The sequence below is a fragment of the Klebsiella sp. CSG-1 genome (genome assembly GCF_056521145.1).
Map to the genome: position 1 here is coordinate 284,116 of NZ_JBWNLD010000005.1, position 17,339 is coordinate 301,454.

Consider the following 17,339-nt stretch of genomic DNA (forward strand, 5'->3'; position numbering starts at 1 on the left):
TGATTCATACTGGATCAGTTTACTAGCGAAAGCGTCAGAGTAAACCTAACATTGAATTTAAAGGGTATCAGTTTTAGCATATATAGGTGACTTGAGATTGAGCCTATTATACATCGGGTTTTATTTATGTGTTTTTTGAATGGACAGCGAAATGCCGGGAAAAGAGCCTTCAGTACCCTCAGATGCAACGCTGGGTTACACCTTTCAAAATGATTTCCTGGCGTTAAGCCGGGCATTTTCCCTGCCCGAAATTGATTACCACGACATTTCCCGGCGCGAGCAGTTAGCCGCGGCGCTGAAACGCTGGCCACTATTGGCGGAACTCGCAGAGAAAAAGTAAGGACGCCGTCGATGGCTATTCTTGGATTACAGGGTATCCGCGGTGGCGTGGGCACCACGTCGATTACCGCCGCGCTCGCCTGGGCGTTACAGCTCCTCGGGGAGACGGTTCTGGCGATCGACGCCAGCCCGGATAATATGCTGCGCTATTTTTTCAACGTTGATGCGACGCATCGCGACGGTTGGGCACGCGCGTTAATTGACGGAGGCGACTGGCGTGACGCCGGCATCCGTTATACCTCGCATATCGATATTTTGCCTTTTGGTCTGCTCTCGCCCGGTGAAAGAGAGAACGTTGATAAGCTCTATCCGCTGCTGGAATCGTTTGTCGGCATGGTGGAGAAACTGGAACAGCAGGGCGATCATCGTTGGCTGCTGCTGGATTTACCGGAAGGTTATTCCCCGCTGACTCGTTCGCTGCTTAGCGCCTGCGATCGCACGCTGGTGGTGGTGCATCCGGATGGCAACAGCCATATTCGCCTGCATCAACAGGCGCTGCCGGCGAAGGGCGATATTCTGATTAACGATCTGCGCGTCGGCAGTCAGCTACAGGAAGATTTATATCAGCTGTGGCTGGAGAGCCAGCGCCGTATTTTGCCGGTCACCGTCCATCGTGATGAGGCGATGGCGGAGTGTCTGGCGGCGAAGCAGCCGCTCGGGGAATATCGTTCTGATTCGCTGGCCGCCGAAGAGATCCTGACCCTCGCTAACTGGTGCTTGCTGCACTATTCCGGCAAGGGGACGCAATGATGCGCCTCAGTACTTTGCTCCTGGCGCCTGCGGTTGCGGAACGCCTGAGCGAACGCTACAGCGATTATCGCCAGCACGGCGCATCGTGGCTGTCCGCCTCGCTGGGCTGCCTGTGGGCGTCGCTGGTCTGGGCGCTGATGCCGCTGGAAACACCGCGCTGGCAGGCGATTCTGAACAACCATCGTGACTACTTTCCGCATATTAATCCCCATCGCCCGCGGCTGCTGGATCCGCTGCGCTATCTGCTGCAGTCCCTGTGGCTGCTGGTGACGCATGTACCCGGGGCGGATAAAAAGGCGAACTGGCGTTCGTTTGCCGCCATCAAAGGGGTTCACGGGCGCTACACCCAGTGGCTGGAGACGCTTCCCGAGCGGACGAACAGCCGTACTGCCCATCTGAATAAACACAAAGAGCTGGCGCACATCAGCCCGAAACTGCGCAAGGCGATTCTTGGCGTGGTGGTCACTTTCTCGCTGGTGCTGTCGCTGCTGTGTATTACCCAGCCGTTTAACCCGCTTTCGCAGTTTATTTTCCTGATGTTGCTGTGGGGCGTGGCGCTGCTGGTGCGCCGTATTCCCGGGCGTTTTTCGGCCCTGATGCTGATTGTCCTCTCGCTGACCGTCTCCTGCCGCTACATCTGGTGGCGCTATACCTCGACGCTGAACTGGGACGATCCCGTCAGCCTGGTGTGCGGCGTTGTGCTGCTGTTTGCTGAAACCTATGCCTGGCTGGTGTTGGTGCTGGGCTATTTCCAGGTGATATGGCCATTGAATCGCCAGCCGGTTCCGTTACCCAAAGATATGGCCGAGTGGCCGACGGTGGATATTTTCGTTCCCACCTACAATGAAGACCTTAACGTGGTGAAAAACACCATTTATGCGTCGCAAGGTATCGACTGGCCGAAAGATAAGCTCAATATCTGGATCCTCGATGACGGCGGGCGCGAAGAGTTTCGCCAGTTCGCCAAAGACGTCGGCGTGCATTACATCGCCCGTGCCACTCACGAGCATGCTAAAGCCGGGAATATCAACAACGCGCTTAAGTACGCCAAAGGCGAATTTGTGTCGATCTTCGACTGCGACCACGTGCCGACACGCTCTTTCCTGCAGATGACCATGGGGTGGTTCCTGAAAGAGAAAGCGCTGGCGATGATGCAGACGCCGCACCATTTCTTCTCGCCCGACCCGTTTGAACGCAATCTGGGACGTTTCAGGAAAACGCCAAACGAGGGGACCCTGTTTTATGGCCTGGTGCAGGATGGCAACGATATGTGGGACGCCACCTTCTTCTGCGGCTCCTGCGCGGTGATTCGGCGCGGCCCGCTGGATGAGATTGGCGGTATTGCTGTGGAAACGGTGACCGAGGATGCCCACACCTCCCTGCGTCTGCACCGTCGCGGCTACACGTCCGCCTATATGCGCATTCCGCAGGCCGCCGGCCTGGCGACCGAAAGCCTTTCAGCGCATATTGGCCAGCGTATTCGCTGGGCGCGTGGCATGGTGCAGATTTTCCGCCTCGATAACCCCTTGTTTGGTAAAGGGCTTAAGTTTGCGCAGCGGCTCTGTTACGTCAATGCGATGATGCACTTTTTATCCGGCATTCCCCGGCTGATCTTCCTCGTCGCGCCGTTGGCATTTTTACTGCTGCACGCCTATATCATCTATGCGCCGGCGCTGATGATCGCGCTCTTCGTCTTGCCGCATATGATTCATGCGAGCCTGACGAACTCGAAGATTCAGGGCAAATATCGCCACTCTTTCTGGAGCGAAATCTACGAAACCACGCTGGCCTGGTATATCGCGCCGCCGACCTTTGTCGCGCTGATTAACCCGCATAAAGGTAAGTTCAACGTGACGGCGAAAGGAGGGCTGGTGGAGGACGAATATGTCGACTGGGTCATTTCCCGTCCCTATATCTATCTGGTGCTGCTGAACCTGGTGGGCGTGGCGGCTGGGGTCTGGCGTCACTTCTATGGCCCGGAAAATGAGATCCTGACCGTTTGGGTCAGTATCGTCTGGGTGTTCTATAACCTGATTATCCTGGGCGGCGCGGTGGCGGTCTCGGTGGAAAGTAAGCAGGTCCGTCGCTCGCATCGCGTCGAAATGAGCATGCCGGCGGCAATTGCGCGCGAAGATGGCCACCTGTTCTCCTGTACCGTACATGACTATTCCGATGGCGGGCTGGGGATCAAAATTAACGGTAAGGCGCAGGTGCTGGAAGGGCAAAAGGTGAATCTGCTGCTCAAACGCGGACAGCAGGAATATGCCTTCCCGGTCAGGGTTGCGCGCGTGAACGGCAGCGAAGTCGGTTTGCAGCTGATGCCGTTGACCAATCAACAACATATTGATTTTGTACAGTGTACGTTTGCCCGTGCTGATACGTGGGCGCTTTGGCAGGATAGCTTCCCGGAAGATAAACCGATGGAAAGCCTGCTGGATATCCTGAAGCTGGGGTTCCGTGGATATCGTCACCTGGCGGAGTTCTCGCCGCCGTCGGTGAAGGTTATTTTCCGCTCGCTCACCATGCTGGTTGCCTGGATAGTCTCGTTTGTTCCCCGTCGGCCTGAGCGTGCCGCGGCGATACTCTCTGCGGAACCAGAAATGGCTCAACAATGATGATAATGCGATGAAAAGAAAACTCTCCTTGATTTGTGCAGTGGCAGTGGGCATGGCTGGTTGGTCATCCTTCGCCTCTTTTGCGGCGCCGACGACAGTCGTGGCGGCAGCGCCAGCGCCTGCGGCGACGGATCCGCTGGACGGGGGCCTGACGGCCCCGGTCATTGCCGACAGCCAGCCGACGGCAACCCTTGCCGCACCGCCAGCGCCGGCGGTCGTCATGGAGAATGTTCCGACCCGCGACGTGAAGCTCTCTTTCGCCAGTATCGCCCCGCCTCCGGGCAGCATGGTACTGCGCGGGGCGCATCCCGACGGCTCGGTAGAATTTGGTATGCGCAGCGATGAGGTTGTGACGAAAGCCCTGCTGAATCTCGACTATACGCCGTCCCCTTCACTGCTGCCGGTGCAGTCGCAGCTGAAGGTGTACCTCAATGATGAGCTGATGGGCGTCCTGCCGGTTACTAAAGAGCAGCTGGGTAAAAAAGTCAGCGCGCAGATCCCTATCGATCCTCTGTATATCACCGACTTTAACCGCGTGCGTCTGGTGTTCGTCGGCCATTATCGCGATGTGTGCGAGAACCCGGCCAGCAGTACGTTATGGCTGGACGTCGGGCGTGACAGCAACCTGGACCTGACCTATCAGGCGCTGGCGGTGCGTAACGATCTGTCCCATTTCCCGGTGCCGTTCTACGACCCCCGGGACAACCGATCGCTGACGCTGCCGATGGTTTTCGCCTCCTCGCCGGATGCGCAGCAGCAGCAGGCGGCGGCGATTGTGGCCTCCTGGTTCGGCAGTAAAGCCGGCTGGCGCGGCCAGGCGTTCCCGGTACTGTTTAACAAACTGCCGGATCGCAACGCCATCGTGTTTGCGACCAACGATAAGCGCCCGGACTTCCTGCGCGAACATCCGCCGGTGAAGGCGCCGACCATCGAAATGATCGACCATCCGGACAACCCTTACGTCAAGCTGCTGGTGGTCTTTGGCCGTGATGACAAAGATCTGCTGCTGGCCGCCAGGGGGATCGCACAGGGCAATATTCTGTTCCGCGGCAGTAGCGTCGTGGTCGACGACGTCAAAGAGCTGCAGGCGCGTAAACCCTATGATGCGCCGGACTGGGTGCGAACCGATCGTGAAGTCACCTTCGGCGAACTGAAAACCTACGAACAGCAGCTGCAGTCCAGCGGCCTGGTGCCAGATTCCATTAACGTGGCGCTGAATTTGCCGCCGGATCTCTATTTGCTGCGCGCCAACGGCATCGATATGAAGCTGAACTATCGCTACACCATGCCGCCGATCAAAGACAGTTCGCGGATGGATATCAGCCTCAATGACCAGTTCCTGCAATCCTTCAGCCTGAACAGCTCTCAGGACGTGAATAAATTAATATTGCGTCTGCCGGTGTTGCAGGGGCTGCTGGACGGTAAGACCAACGTCAGTATCCCGGCGCTGCGCCTCGGGGCGCTCAACCATCTGCGTTTTGATTTCCAGTACATGAACCCGATGCCGGGCGGCTCTATTGATAACTGTATTACCTTTCAGCCGGTGCAGAACCACGTGGTGATCGGTGACGATTCAACGATCGACTTCTCGAAGTATTACCACTTTATTGCCATGCCGGATCTGCGCGTGTTTGCCAATTCGGGCTTCCCGTATAGCCGGATGGCCGACCTTGCTGACACGCTGATTGTGGTGCCATCCGCCCCGACTGAGGGCCAGGTGGCGACGCTACTGGAATCCGTTGGCGGTATCGGCGCGCAGACTGGCCTGGCGGCTATCAATGTGCAGGTCACCGATGATGGCAACAAAATTAAGGATAAAGACGCCGACCTGCTGTTGATTGGCTCGATTCCGGCAGCGCTGAAAGATGAGACCAAAATTAGCCTGCTGGTCGATGCGACAAAGAGCTGGGTGAAGATGCCGATGCGCCATTACGATCTGCCGAGCATCTATCCGGATGATGAGGCCAGAACGCCCAATACGCGCACGGATATCACCTCCTCCGGGCCAATGGCGGCCATTATCAGCTTCCAGTCGCCGTATTACGATCAACGCAGCGTCGTGGCGCTGCTGGCGGACAGTCCGCGCGGTAACGAGCTGCTGAACGGTGCGCTAAACGACAGCGGTAAGCGGGCGGCGATGTTTGGTTCCGCGTCGGTGATTCGTGAATCCGGGGTGAACAGCCTGCGCGTGGGCGACGTCTATTATGTCGGACACCTGCCGTGGTTTGAGCGTATCTGGTTTGCGCTGTCCAGCCACCCGGTGCTGCTGGCGATTCTGGCTGCGGTGAGCATTGTGCTTCTGGCCTGGGTGCTGTGGCGCATGCTGCGTATTGTCAGCCGTCGTCGTCTCCACCTTGATGATGAGTAAGCGATGATGAACCCGATTCGCGGAGTCATCCTGGCGGTTCTGATGCTGGCGGCGGCGCAGGTGAGCGCCGCCTGCCACTGGCCGGCCTGGGAGCAATTTAAAAAAGAGTATGTGAGTAGCGAAGGGCGGGTGGTTGATCCCGCCGATTCGCGAAAAATCACCACCTCCGAAGGGCAAAGCTACGCCTTGTTCTTCGCGCTGGCGGCAAACGATCGCGACGCTTTCGGCAAGCTGTTCCAGTGGACCCAGAACAACCTGGCGGCGGGCGACCTGCGTGCGCACCTGCCGGGCTGGCTGTGGGGCAAAAAGAGCGATGAGGAGTGGACCTTGCTGGACAGCAACTCCGCGTCTGACTCCGATTTATGGATAGCCTGGTCGCTGCTGGAAGCGGGGCGGTTGTGGCAGATGCCGCAGTACACCGAGGTGGGCAAGGCGCTCTTGTCGCGTATCGCCGATGAAGAAGTGACGGATGTGCCGGGGTTCGGACCCATGGTTCTCCCCGGCAAAGTTGGCTTTGCCGACGATAAAGGCTGGCGCTTTAACCCCAGCTACCTTCCGCCACAGCTTGCCAGCTACTTCAGCCGCTTTGGCGCCCCCTGGCTGAAACTGCGCGACAGCAACCTGCGTTTTCTGCTGGAGACGGCGCCCAAAGGTTTTTCCCCTGACTGGGTGCGTTACGAAAAAGGACAAGGCTGGCAGCTGAAGGCGGACAAACCGATAATCGGCAGCTACGACGCGATCCGCGTCTATCTGTGGGTCGGGATGCTGGATGACGGGGATAAACAGAAAGCGCGACTGCTGGCTGGTTTTAAACCGATGGAAGCGCAGACGATTCGCCAGGGCGTTCCGCCGGAAAAAGCGAATATCGCAACCGGTAAAACGACCGGCAACGGCCCGGTCGGATTTTCCGCGTCGATGCTGCCGTTTTTACAAAATGACGACGCCCGGGCGATACAGCGCCAGCGCGTCGCAGACCACTATCCAGGTGCCGATGCCTACTATAGTGCGGTCCTGACTCTTTTTGGCCAGGGATGGGATCAACATCGTTTTCGTTTCACTGCGGGTGGCGAATTACGACCTGACTGGGACCAGGAATGCGTAAGTTCAGATTAAGTATTATCACGCTGTCTCTCGGGCTCGCCCTGCTGCCGGTGGCGCAGGCGGCGACAACCCCTGCCCAGGAGCATCTGCTGGAGCAGGTTCGGCTGGGCGAAGCGAGCCATCGTGAAGATCTGGTTAAGCAATCCCTCTATCGCCTCGAGCTGATTGACCCGAATAATCCGCAATTAATTGCCGCGCGAATGCGTTATCTGCTGCGCCAGGGCGACAGCGACGGCGCCAGAAAACAGCTCGACAGGCTGGCAAAACTGGCCCCCGATTCCGCAGAGCTGAAATCCTCCCGTAGCGAAATGAACCTCAACACCGGCGACGGGAGGCAGGAGCTTCAACAGGCGCGCCTGCTGGGTGTATCGGGACGTGTAGAAGAGGGCGTGGCCGCCTTTGAAAAATTGTTCGGCGGCGTGCCGCCCGATCAGACCCTCGCGATTGAATACTGGGCGCTGGTGGCGCGTCTCCCGGCGCGACATAAAGAAGCCGTCGCTCAACTGAAGAAGCTGGATGCCAGCTCTCCGGGCAATGCCGACCTGCAGGCGGCGTTGGCCAAACAGATGTTTGCTGACAATAAGCCGGCGGAAGGGTTTGCCTATTTAGAACAAATGTCGCGTTCGGCCGCCGGTCGCGGCGCTGCCGCCGATATGTGGCTCAGCGAAATCAAAGATATGCCGGTCAGCCGGGCCAGCGTGCAGGAACTGCAGCGTTTCCTGGCCCTGTTTACAACCGGTGAATCGGCAGCGAATGCCCGCGTGTTGCTGGCTCAGCAGCAGACTCAACTGCAGGATCCGACGTTTCGCGTGCGTTCTGAAGGGCTGGCGGCGGTTAAAAATGACAACCCCGCCCAGGCCGTGGCCAATTTACAGCAGGCCATACGGGCCGATGCCCGGGACAGCGATGCCGTGGGCGCCCTGGGCCAGGCCTATTCGCAGCGTGGCGACAGAGCCCGTGCCGTCGCACAGCTGAACAAAGCGATCGCGATGGATCCGAAAAGCCCGAATCGCGATAAATGGGACAGCCTGCTCCAGACGAACCGCTACTGGTTGTTGATCAAACAGGGCGATACTGCGCTGAAGGCCGGAGAGCTGGATCGGGCGCAAAACTATTATGCGCAGGCTCAGCGAGTCGACGGTACCGATAGCTATGCGGTGCTCGGGCTCGGAGATGTGGCGGCAGCGCGCAAAGATAATGCCGCAGCGGAGCGCTATTATCAGCGCACCCTGCGGATGGATCGCGGCAACAACCTGGCGGTTCGCGGGTTGGCTAATCTTTATCGTGCGCAATCGCCGGAAAAAGCCAGCGCCTATATCGCCGGTCTGTCGCCTGCCCAGCGGCGCAGCATTGATGATATCGAGCGCAGCCTGACCAATGAACGACTGGAAAAACAGGCCGCAGCGCTGGAGAGCCAAAGCAACTGGGCGCAGGCGGCGGAAGTCCAGCGTCGGCGTCTGGCGCTTGACCCGGATAGCGTGTGGATTACCTACCGTTTATCCCGCGATTTAGTCAGCGCAGGCGAACAGGCACAGGCCGATACGCTGATGCGTAATATGGTCAGCCGCAAGCCGGGGGATGCCGAGCGGGTTTATGCCTGGGGTCTCTATTTATCCGGCAATAATCAGGACGATCTGGCGCTGGCGCAGCTTGCTGCCCTGCCGCGCAGTCAGTGGACGGATAACATTCGTGAGCTGGATGCGCGCCTACAGAGCGATAAGGTGATACGTCAGGCTAACCAGCTGCGTGACAGCGGCCAGGAAGCACAGGCTATCGCCCTCATTCAACAGCAGCCGCCGTTGGTTCGCTACCAGCTTACGCTTGCGGACTGGGCGCAGCAACGCGGCGATAGCCAGACGGCGATTGCGCAGTACAACGCGGTGCTGAGTAAAGAGGCTGACAACGGTGATGCCCGTCTGGGACTGGCGGAAGTCTATCTTGCCGAAGGCGATAAAAATGCCGCGCGCGCGCAGGTCAGCCAGCTGAAAGGCGGTGAGACCGACTCCATCAATATGCAGCGGCGGGTGGCCCTGGCGAACGCAGGGTTTGGCGATACAACCCAGGCGCAGCAAATTTTTAACCGTATTATCCCGCAGGCTAAAGCGCAGCCACCGTCGATGGAAAGCGCGCTGGTGCTGCGCGATGCGGCCCGATTCCAGACCCAGAACGGCCAGCCGCAGATGGCGCTGGAGAGTTATAAAGATGCAATGGTGGCCTCCGGCGTGACCCCGGTCCGCCCGCAGGATAACGATGCCTTTACCCGTCTGACCCGTAACGACAGCGGCGATGACTGGCTGAAGCGTGGGATCCGCAGCGATGCCGCGGATCTCTATCGCCAGCAGGATCTGAATGTCACCCTGGAACATGATTTCTGGGGATCCAGCGGCACCGGCGGCTATTCCGATCTCAAAGCGCACACCACGATGCTGCATGTGGATGCGCCGCTTGCCGACGGACGCATGTTCTTCCGCACCGACCTGGTCAATATGGATGCCGGCAGCTTCTCAACGAACAGCGACGGCAGCTATTCGCCAAACTGGGGGACCTGCGGTGAAATTGCCTGCACCAGCGGTAGCAAAAACCAGACCGACGGTGGAGCCAGCGTTGCGGTGGGCTGGAAGAACGAGACCTGGAGCGCGGATATCGGTACCACCCCGATGGGCTTTAACGTGGTTGATGTGGTGGGCGGCCTGAGCTACAGCAACGATCTCGGACCGATCGGCTACACCCTCAATATGCATCGTCGGCCGGTTTCCAGCTCGCTGCTCGCCTTTGGCGGACAGAAAGACAGCAGCAGCCATACCGGGATAACCTGGGGCGGCGTCCGGGCTGACGGCGGCGGCGTGAGCATGAGCTACGATAAGGGCGAAGCCAACGGCGTCTGGTCTTCGTTGGGCGTCGATCGACTCACGGGGAAAAACGTGGCCGACAACTGGCGCGTGCGCTGGATGACCGGTTACTACTATAAAGTCATCAATGAAGATAACCGCCGCGTCACGGTGGGCCTGAACAATATGCTCTGGCATTATGACAAAGACCTGAGCGGCTATACCTTGGGCCAGGGCGGCTACTATAGCCCGCAGGAGTATATTTCGTTCGCGGTACCGGTCACCTGGCGTCAGCGTACGGAAAACTGGTCATGGGAACTGGGGGGATCCGTCTCCTGGTCGCACTCGCGTACCAAAACCATGCCGCGCTATCCGTTGCTGAATTTGATTCCCTCAGACTATCGGGCCGATGCCAGTCAGTTGACGGAACAAGGCAGCAGCAGCCAGGGCTTTGGTTATACCGCCCGGGCGCTGGTTGAGCGACGTGTCACCGGCAACTGGTTCGTGGGGGCGGCGGTGGATATTCAACAGGCGAAGGATTATACCCCGAGCCATGCGCTGCTCTACGTGCGCTATTCGGCCGCCGGCTGGCAGGGTGATATGGATATGCCGCCGCAGCCGCTGGTGCCTTACGCGGACTGGTAGCAGAATAGCCTGAATTACGCGATCGGGCGTCACTCCACCCGCCGGTTCGCGTATACTCGTCAAACTTCGCCCGTCTTTGTTAATTCTGGCCGTCTTTCCCTCGCTGGCGCTACGCTTATCGGGGCGACAGACCAATGCCGTCGCCTGGCTCCGGTAAGGGGTCAGCGGCAATCCGGGAAAATAACGCGCAGACATCACGTCACCCCTTGCGGACGCGGGCGAAGGATTTAAGTATATAATCATCCCGAAAACGACCGGTTTTGATGGAATTAAACCGGGTTGGTGTTAAGTATCAGTGGAGAACCCAGTTGCGCGTCAGCCGCTCACTTACAATTAAACAGATGGCGATGGTCGCGGGCGTGTCCATGGCGTTTGTATTGGTATTTTGTTCTATTTTGCTGTTTCACTTTGTGCAACAGAGTCGCTTCATTACGGCCACGCAATTAGAAAGTATCGCTCGTTCCGTTCGCGAACCCCTGTCGGGGGCTATTCTGAAAGCGGATATCCCTGAGGCGGAAGCCATTCTGGGGCGTATCCAGCCTGCTGGTATTGTCAGCCGGGCGGATGTGGTGTTGCCCAATCAATTTCAGGCGCTGCGGATGCGTTTTATCCCGGAGCGCCCGGTACCGGTGATGGTGACTCGCATTTTCGAACTCCCGGTACAGATCTCCCTGCCGATTTACTCCCTGGAGAGGCCAGCCAACCCGCAGCCGATAGCCTATCTGGTGCTGCAGGCCGACTCCTGGCAGACCTACAAATTCGTCATGAGCGTGCTTTCTACGTTAGTGACCGCTTACTTCTTGCTGGTGCTTATTCTGACGGTGGCGATCACATGGTGTATCAACCGTCTGATCGTCCGTCCGCTGCGTAAGCTGGCCCGTGAGCTCAATGATGTTGCGCCGCAGGACCGGCTCGGGCACCAGCTGACGCTGCCGCGTCTGCACCATGACGATGAAATAGGCCTGCTGGTGCGCAGCTATAACCGCAATCAGCAGACCCTGCTGCGCCAGCACGATGAGCTGACCTTACAGTCCACCCGTTTCCCGGTATCCGAGCTGCCGAATAAGGCTTTTTTGATGGCCCTGCTGGAGCAGACCGTCGCCCGGCCGCAAAGCTCGGCTTTGCTGGTTATCGCCTGCGAAACATTGCAGGACACCGCGGGAGTACTGAAAGAGACCCAGCGCGAGATCCTGCTGCTGACGCTGGTGGAGAAGCTGCGGGGGATTATCCCGTCGCGGATGGTGCTGGCTCAGATTAGCGGCTATGACTTCGCGATTCTGGCCCACGGAATGAGCGAGCCGTGGCACGCGGTGACATTAAGTAAGCAAGTGCTCACTGTCATAAATGAACGGCTGCCGCTACAGGGTATTCAACTGCGCCCCTGCGCCAGCGTGGGTATCGCGATGTTTAACGGCGAACTGAGCGCGGAACAGCTCTATCGTCGGGCATTTTCTGCCGCCATCGCCGCGCGGCACAAAGGTAAAAACCAGATTGAATTCTTCGATCCGGCGCAGATGGAAAAAGCCCAGCGTCGGCTGATGGAAGAGCACGACATCCTGACCGCGCTGGATAATCATCAGTTTGCTATCTGGCTTCAGCCCCAGGTTGATGCCGCCAGCGGTGAGGTCTGCGGGGCGGAAGTGCTGCTGCGGCAACGCCAGCCCGACGGTAGCTGGTCGCTCCCTGCGGATCTGATTGAACGCATTGAAGCCTGCGGGCTGATGGTGCCGGTAGGTTACTGGGTGATGGAAGAAGCCTGTCGTCAGCTGGCCGCATGGCAAAGCCTGGGCATCATGTTGCCGCTGTCGGTGAACGTTTCGCTGCTGCAGCTGCTGCACCACGATCGTGGTACCGAGATGCTGACGTTACTGGATCGCTATCGCATTGCGCCTGGGACGCTGGTGCTGGAGATTACGGAAAGCCGTCATCTGGACGACCCGCAGACGGTGGTGTCGCTGCTGCGCCCGCTACGTGAGGCCGGCGTGCGGATCGCGCTGGATGATTTCGGTATGGGCTATGCCGGGCTGCGTCAGCTCCAGCATATGAAATCGCTGCCGGTCGATATCCTGAAAATCGATAAAGCCTTTATTGATATGTTGCCCGAGGATACCAGCATGGTTCCGGCGATTATCCAGCTGGCGCGCGGCCTTAATCTGCGCATCGTGGCGGAAGGGGTAGAAAAAGAGCCGCAGTATCACTGGTTGCAGGCGGCCGGCGTGGATGTCGTTCAGGGGTTCCTGTTTGGTTGCGCTTTGTCGCAGGAGGCCTTTATGACGCAGTTCTTGCGAGGCAAGAATGAAGAGGGTGCAAGCTTGTAACGCGCGTGGTGAACTTGTGCGTGTCAGCTCAAAGTTTTTAACAATTCCGTTGCATTTTTGCGGTTAGTTATTTCTGAAATGTTTCCCTGGTGTTACTTTTAAGCCACAGACAGCCTATACCCCTTCAAGGTCTGTGGTTTTACCCAAAGGACACCCTATGAAAACCTCTCTCTTCAAAAGCCTCTATGTGCAGGTTTTGTCGGCCATTGCGATCGGTATTCTGCTGGGCCATTTCTACCCGGAACTGGGCGCGCAGATGAAACCTCTCGGCGATGCCTTCGTTAAACTGATAAAAATGGTTATCGCGCCGGTCATTTTCTGTACGGTTGTGACCGGTATTGCCGGGATGGAAAGTATGAAAGCCGTCGGCCGTACCGGTGCGGTGGCGCTACTCTATTTCGAAGTGGTCAGTACCGCGGCGCTGATTATCGGCCTGATTATTGTTAACGTGGTGCAACCCGGCGCCGGAATGAACGTCGACCCGGCGACCCTGGATGCCCATGCGGTGGCGGTCTACGCCGAGCAGGCGAAAGAACAGGGGATTGTCGCCTTCCTGCTGGATATCATCCCCGGCAGCGTCATCGGCGCCTTTGCCAGCGGCAACATCCTTCAGGTACTGATGTTTGCCGTGCTGTTTGGCTTTGCGCTGCATCGCCTCGGGAGCAAAGGCCAGCTCATTTTTAACGTCATCGAAAGTTTCTCTTAGGTGATCTTCGGCATCATCAACATGATTATGCGCCTTGCGCCAATCGGTGCTTTCGGGGCCATGGCCTTCACCATCGGGAAATACGGTGTCGGCACCCTGGTGCAACTGGGTCAGCTGATCGTCTGCTTCTATATCACCTGTATCCTGTTCGTGGTGGTGGTACTGGGTTCTATTGCCCGCGTGACCGGGTTTAGCATTTTCAAGTTCATCCGCTACATCCGTGAAGAGCTGCTGATTGTCCTTGGGACCTCTTCGTCCGAATCGGCGCTGCCGCGTATGCTGGACAAGATGGAGAAGCTGGGCTGTCGTAAATCGGTCGTGGGGCTGGTGATTCCAACCGGCTACTCCTTTAACCTCGACGGGACCTCGATCTATCTGACGATGGCGGCGGTCTTTATTGCTCAGGCGACGAACAGTCATATGGATATTTTCCATCAGATTACCCTGCTGGTCGTGCTGTTGCTCTCCTCCAAAGGAGCGGCGGGGGTGACGGGGAGCGGCTTTATCGTTCTGGCGGCAACGATTTCTGCGGTAGGGCATTTGCCGGTCGCCGGTCTGGCGCTAATCCTGGGGATTGACCGTTTTATGTCTGAAGCACGCGCGTTGACCAACCTGGTGGGTAACGGTGTGGCGACTATCGTGGTGGCAAAATGGGTGAAAGAACTGGACAGCCAGCAGCTGGATGATGTCCTGAATAACCGCGAGCCAACCAACAAATCGCACGAATTATCCTCTTAAATCCTTCTGTTAGGCCCGTTGTCCTTGCTGGACTCCGGGCTCCTGCGCATAATTAGGTATCATTCCCCGCAGCAGGGGAATGATACGAAATGATTATTTTACGTCTCCGTGCGACATTTTCATCTCCGCGTGGTCTAACCGACGTACTTCGTTCACCATATTTTTTGGCAGCCCGCGCGCGGGTTGCTTTTGTAACCAGGAATGTTCATCAGGGGTTCACATGCAGGGCACAAAAATTCGACTGTTAACGGGTGGTTTGCTGATGATGGCAGCAGCCGGTTATGTGCAAGCAGAAGCGCTCCAGCCGGACCCGGCCTGGCAACAGGGGACTCTCGCGAATGGACTTCAGTGGCAGGTTTTAGCCACGCCGCAGCGTCCTAGCGATCGTATTGAAGTCCGTCTGTTCGTAAATATTGGCTCGCTGAGTGAGAGCACTCAGCAGAGCGGCTTTAGCCACTTTATTCCTCGTCTGGCGCTGACGCAGAGCGGCAGTCTGCCGACAATGCAGGCGCGTTCGCTATGGCAACAAAGCATCGACCCCAATCGTCCGATGCCGCCCGCGATCGTCTCGTATAGCTACACCATGTTTAATCTCAGCCTGCCGAATAACCGCAATGATCTGCTGAAAGAGGCGTTGAACTGGCTGTCGGATGCCAGCGGAAAGCTGGTCGTGACGCCGGAATCGGTGAATCATGCCCTGCAGGGGGATGACATGGTGGCGACCTGGCCGCTGGACACCAAAGATGGCTGGTGGCGCTATCGTCTGAAAGGTTCCACGATGCTGGGACATGATCCGGGCACCCCGTTGAAAAAACCGGTCGATATTGCTCAGCTGAAGGCGTTCTATCAGAAATGGTATACCCCGGATGCCATGACGCTGATCGTGGTGGGTAACGTCGATAGCCGCAGCGTGGCGGAGCAGATCAACAAGACCTTCGGTGAGCTGAAAGGCAAACGCGAAACGCCGGCGGCGGTGCCGACGCTGGCGCCGCTCCCGACGACGCCGGTGAGCATCATGACCAAAACGGTGCGTCAGGATAAGCTGTCGATCATGTGGGATTCCCCGTGGCAGCCGATTCGCGACTCTGTGGCTCTGCAGCGCTACTGGCGTGACGATCTGGCGCGTGAGGCGCTGTTCTGGCATGTGCAACAGAGCCTGAGCAGGAGCAATGCCAAAGACGTTAACCTCGGCTTTGATTGTCGGGTGCTGTATCAGCGCGCGCAGTGCGCCATTAATATTGAATCACCGGGCAATAAACTCAACGCAAACCTGACCGCAGTCTCCCGCGAACTGGCGAAGGTACGCGATAACGGCTTGCCGGAAGAAGAGTTTGATGCGCTGATTGCGCAGAAAAACCTGGAGCTGCAGAAGCTGTTTGCCACCTACGCGCGCACCGATACCGACATTCTGATTAGCCAGCGTATCCGCTCGTTGCAAAACCAGGTGGTGGATATCGCGCCGGAGCAGTATCAGAAGCTGCGTCAGGAGTTTCTGGACTCTCTGACCGTGGATATGCTGAATCAGTATCTGCGCCAGCAGCTGTCGCAGGATATGGCGCTGGTACTGCAACAACCGCAGGGTGAGCCGGAATACAATATGAAGGATCTGAAGGCGACATGGGAAAGGCTGATGATGCCAGTCCCGGCTGCGGCAACCAGCGGCGGCGCGGCTGAAGCGCATAACGACGCCTCGGATATTCCTCCTGCGCAGTAAATCAGCGGCTATCTCCGGTCTGCATTGCGTGACCGGGAAGTTCCCGGGCGGCGGGGTAAACCCCTTGCCCGGGCTACAGATTACATACGGCACCGATCGTAGCCCCGCTAAACGCCGCGCGAGCGGGGTAGATGTTGGCGAACGGCGGTGCGATCGCCCGGCCGGGACTACTGCGGCATCGCGTCGCGCGGGATAATCGCCCCACGATACTGAATGACCGTGCTGGCCGTCAGGTGGCCGCGTCTGGCGGCAGACTCCGCATCGCCGCCGGTCAGGCGCACCGCTAGATAACCGGCGCTAAACGAATCGCCTGCCGCGGTGGTATCCACTACGCACTCTTTTGCCAGCTTCACGGCCGGTACGTCCAGCAGCGGCTGGCCGGCGATCGCCACCAGGCATGAATCCGCGCCCCGCTTCACCACCACCTCTTGCACGCCCGCGGCATGAGTGCGGGCAATGACTTCATCGACCGGCTTTTCACCCCATAGCGCATCTTCGTCATCCAGCGTCAGGAAGGCGATATCGGTGCAGGCCAGCATCTGTTGATAGACCTGGCGGGTCTCTTCCTGGCTGGCCCACAGGCGCGGGCGGTAGTTATTATCAAAAATGACCTTCCCGCCGTTAGCGCGACATTCGCGCAGCAGCGTCAGCAGCTTGTCGCGGCTGGTCGGGCTGAGGATGGCCAGGCTGATTCCGCTGAGATAGAGATAGTCAAAGGTGGCCAGCTCTTCACAGATTGCGGCAGCCTGCTCGCTCTCCAGCCAGAATTTTGCCGCTGCCTCGTTACGCCAGTAATAAAACGTCCGCTCGCCGGTATCGTCGGTTTCGATGTAGTACAGACCGGGTAAGCGGTCGGCCATCCGTTGAATCAGGTTGGTGTGGACCTTCTCCTGCTGCCAGGCATCCAGCATCTGCTGGCTGAATCCATCGGTACCTAGCGCGGTAACGTAGTGGACGGCGAGTGCGCTGGCATCGGTCTGGCGCGCAATATAGACGGAAGTGTTTAAGGTATCGCCGCCAAATCCGCGGTTTACCGCCGCGTTTTTCTCTGACAGCTCAATCATACATTCGCCAATGACGGCAATTTTTTTAGACATAATCATGACCTGAGATGGAATCGAATAAGCGCGAGTGTGCGCCGCGCCGTTTTTATGGTCAATTATATTAAAACAATGTTCCATTATTTTTTTGACCTGACGCGTGGAATGTGACGAAAA

General features: G+C 57.9%; 9 protein-coding genes and 1 pseudogene. 9 read left to right on the forward strand and 1 reads right to left on the reverse strand.

Annotation, left to right across the window (positions count from 1 at the left end; all coding sequences use genetic code 11):
- Window positions 1–151: 151 nt before the first annotated feature.
- The 9 genes and pseudogenes from bcsR to AC007G_RS14655 all read left to right on the forward strand — a co-directional run bounded on the left by bcsR (window position 152) and on the right by AC007G_RS14655 (window position 16,122).
- Entirely contained in the window at window positions 152–340 is a 189-nt protein-coding gene (gene bcsR / locus AC007G_RS14615; protein ID WP_004868728.1) for a cellulose biosynthesis protein BcsR, read from the forward strand.
- 11 nt (window positions 341–351) lie between these two features.
- On the forward strand, window positions 352–1,089 hold the full coding sequence (gene bcsQ, locus AC007G_RS14620; protein ID WP_032690337.1) for a cellulose biosynthesis protein BcsQ: 738 nt from the start codon (window positions 352–354) through the stop codon (window positions 1,087–1,089).
- Window positions 1,086–3,704, forward strand: coding sequence for a UDP-forming cellulose synthase catalytic subunit (gene bcsA, locus AC007G_RS14625; RefSeq protein WP_047663564.1), 2,619 nt, complete (start codon window positions 1,086–1,088; stop codon window positions 3,702–3,704). Before bcsQ ends, bcsA begins: the two co-directional genes overlap by 4 nt.
- Window positions 3,705–3,714: 10 nt before the next feature.
- On the forward strand, window positions 3,715–6,072 hold the full coding sequence (bcsB, locus tag AC007G_RS14630) for a cellulose biosynthesis cyclic di-GMP-binding regulatory protein BcsB (protein ID WP_142630284.1): 2,358 nt from the start codon (window positions 3,715–3,717) through the stop codon (window positions 6,070–6,072).
- A 3-nt stretch (window positions 6,073–6,075) separates the two neighbouring features.
- A complete protein-coding gene (gene bcsZ, locus AC007G_RS14635; RefSeq protein WP_047663562.1) occupies window positions 6,076–7,185 on the forward strand; it encodes a cellulose synthase complex periplasmic endoglucanase BcsZ in 1,110 nt (369 codons plus the stop codon).
- Window positions 7,167–10,646 (forward strand): cellulose synthase complex outer membrane protein BcsC, encoded by a 3,480-nt coding sequence (gene bcsC, locus AC007G_RS14640; protein ID WP_142630286.1) that lies wholly within the window; start codon window positions 7,167–7,169, stop codon window positions 10,644–10,646. The genes bcsZ and bcsC overlap by 19 nt, the downstream gene beginning before the upstream one ends.
- 308 nt (window positions 10,647–10,954) lie before the next feature.
- Window positions 10,955–12,964: a biofilm formation regulator HmsP gene (gene hmsP / locus AC007G_RS14645; RefSeq protein WP_047663560.1), complete on the forward strand. Its 2,010-nt coding sequence runs from the start codon at window positions 10,955–10,957 to the stop codon at window positions 12,962–12,964.
- A 157-nt stretch (window positions 12,965–13,121) separates the two neighbouring features.
- A pseudogene (locus AC007G_RS14650) lies at window positions 13,122–14,408 on the forward strand (dicarboxylate/amino acid:cation symporter).
- Window positions 14,409–14,628: 220 nt separating this feature from the next.
- Complete coding sequence (locus AC007G_RS14655; RefSeq protein ID WP_064385336.1) at window positions 14,629–16,122, forward strand: M16 family metallopeptidase; 1,494 nt, start codon at window positions 14,629–14,631, stop codon at window positions 16,120–16,122.
- Between the two features lie 167 nt (window positions 16,123–16,289).
- Here AC007G_RS14655 and kdgK read toward each other — a convergent pair whose 3' ends face one another.
- Window positions 16,290–17,219 (reverse strand): 2-dehydro-3-deoxygluconokinase, encoded by a 930-nt coding sequence (gene kdgK / locus AC007G_RS14660; RefSeq protein WP_032697076.1) that lies wholly within the window; start codon window positions 17,217–17,219, stop codon window positions 16,290–16,292.
- Between the last annotated feature and the right edge of the window lie 120 nt (window positions 17,220–17,339).

Coding starts and splice junctions, on each gene's coding strand:
- kdgK (WP_032697076.1), bottom strand. CDS start 17,219: ATGTCTAAAAAAATTGCCGTCATTGGCGAATGTATGATTGAGCTGTCA.
- bcsB (WP_142630284.1), top strand. CDS start 3,715: ATGAAAAGAAAACTCTCCTTGATTTGTGCAGTGGCAGTGGGCATGGCT.
- AC007G_RS14655 (WP_064385336.1), top strand. CDS start 14,629: ATGCAGGGCACAAAAATTCGACTGTTAACGGGTGGTTTGCTGATGATG.
- bcsC (WP_142630286.1), top strand. CDS start 7,167: ATGCGTAAGTTCAGATTAAGTATTATCACGCTGTCTCTCGGGCTCGCC.
- bcsQ (WP_032690337.1), top strand. CDS start 352: ATGGCTATTCTTGGATTACAGGGTATCCGCGGTGGCGTGGGCACCACG.
- bcsR (WP_004868728.1), top strand. CDS start 152: ATGCCGGGAAAAGAGCCTTCAGTACCCTCAGATGCAACGCTGGGTTAC.
- bcsZ (WP_047663562.1), top strand. CDS start 6,076: ATGATGAACCCGATTCGCGGAGTCATCCTGGCGGTTCTGATGCTGGCG.
- bcsA (WP_047663564.1), top strand. CDS start 1,086: ATGATGCGCCTCAGTACTTTGCTCCTGGCGCCTGCGGTTGCGGAACGC.